The sequence below is a fragment of the Butyricicoccus sp. AF35-5AC genome (assembly GCF_003477715.1).
In the GTDB taxonomy this organism is placed as follows: domain Bacteria; phylum Bacillota; class Clostridia; order Oscillospirales; family Butyricicoccaceae; genus Agathobaculum; species Agathobaculum butyriciproducens.
Genome location: NZ_QUDX01000034.1, coordinates 1 through 1,700, shown reverse-complemented (window position 1 = coordinate 1,700; position 1,700 = coordinate 1). Strand labels below are relative to the sequence as shown.

General features: G+C 51.1%; 1 protein-coding gene and 2 pseudogenes. All 3 read right to left on the bottom strand.

Translation table 11 applies throughout. The features are described 5' to 3' along the window. Positions 1-254: pseudogene (locus DWZ82_RS14820) on the bottom strand (virulence-associated E family protein); the annotation flags it as partial. After that, entirely contained in the window at positions 223-867 is a 645-nt protein-coding gene (locus tag DWZ82_RS14815) for a CHC2 zinc finger domain-containing protein (protein WP_118481402.1), read from the bottom strand. The pseudogene DWZ82_RS14820 and the gene DWZ82_RS14815, both read right to left, overlap by 32 nt. A 65-nt stretch (positions 868-932) precedes the next feature. Further along, positions 933-1,700: pseudogene (locus tag DWZ82_RS14810) on the bottom strand (MobQ family relaxase); the annotation flags it as partial.

Below are 1,700 nucleotides of genomic sequence, written 5' to 3'. Positions count from 1 at the left end.
GTTTCTTCCAGATAAAGAAGCAGATACTTCATGTCCGTATCGTTCAGGGCGGTGCTTTCTCTGTGAAAACCGATGGGCTTTATGATGTCCTTGCGGTCAGTCAGGATGTTGTATGCGATAGCCCCTGAAAGCAGAGGGTCACGTTGGAATACGGTCAGGCAGTTCCGTATGCTCTGACGGACACCGCCTTTCTCGGTGGTTTCCAGCCCCGCCTTGATTTCCTCAACGCTCTGGGGCGGCTGCATGGCGTTCATAGTGTTTTTTAGTTCTTGCTGCGTCTGCGGCTGCAAGTTCTGCCATTCGCTGTTCAAGCTGTATCACATCCTTTCCGTAGTCCGTAATCAAATCCGCTTTTTCCTCTGTTTCCCCGAACAGCAGCACATCCAGCAGATATTCCACTTGGTCTTGCTTCTGTAAGGCTTCCACAAACCGGGGATGAAAGGCTTCCTCCGGGGAGTGCGGGGCGTAGTCCGTTCTCCATGCCATCAGCAGATGGAGATAATCGGCAAGAATACGGAAGCAGCGATTCTTTGCTTCCTGAAACTGTTCCTCCGGGGATTTCTGCCGGGTCTTGGGCTTTTTTACCTTTCCCGGCGGTTTCCAGTCCTCATAGGAAAGCCCGAAGTCCTGTGCCAGCTGTACGGCGGCTTCTTTCTTTCCCAGCCCATACAGGGCGGCGGCAAAATCAATCACATCCCCATCCGCACCGCAGCCGAAGCAATGGTAACGCCGATCCAGCTTCATGCTTGGGGTTTTATCGTTATGGAACGGGCAGCAAGCCATCCCGTTCCGACCTACATGGATTCCATAATACTCCGCAGCCTGTCTTGTTGTGACGGACTGCTTCACAGCTTCGAATACATTCAAATCTATCCCTCCTTGAAAATAAGAAAAGCACCTGACATTCTCTAATTGAAAATGGCAAGTGCCTGTTAAAGTTCCATATCCTGTTGTCTGTGTTTCTCCTGTGCCGGGGCGGTTCTTTGTGCTTTTTTCTCGTCAGTCTTATCCTGCAAGACTTCTTTGATGGGCTGCTTCTTGGGCGGCTCTTTGCTTTCCTCTGTGCCGGGCGTGGCTTTCCGTACCCAGTAGCGGATGTCCCGCAGCTTCTTCAAATCCTCCTGTACCTCGGTCAGTGGTACTTTCAGCTCTGCGATTTCGCTGAGAAGCGTTTCCTGCTCCTGTTGCAACTCATTTTTCGTTTTATCCTTATCGTCCGGGTGCTTGGCAAGGTAGTCAGCGGCTTTCTCATACCGGGCAACCTCCGGGTGTTCCTGTTTGAATTTCCCCTTTATTTTCTTAAAAAATATCTTCTGGTACTTCTCATAGACAGGCTTACATTCCTTGCAGTCTGTCCGGCTGGCAAGAATCCCGTCAATCACTTTGCTGCGGGCTTCCTTTGGCTTCATCTGATTGCGGTAATCTGCGGCTGATTTCCCGGAAGATTCCAGAAATGCTTCTAAGTCCTCCACAGTGGAAAGCCCCTTTTGCCGGAGATAGGACAGGGCTTCGCTGACTGCCTTTAAGTCCTGTGAAGTCCCCCGGTTCTGTCCAGCCCTTGTCCAGTCCTTCCGTTCTTCCTTTCGTATCTCCATATACTTCATCAGCAGATTGGGAAGAAGTGTCGCTTCCTCCGCCGCCTTTTGTGCAAGCAGCTCCTTCCGTTTTTCTCCCAGCTCGGTAATCCAGCCTTTGAGGTT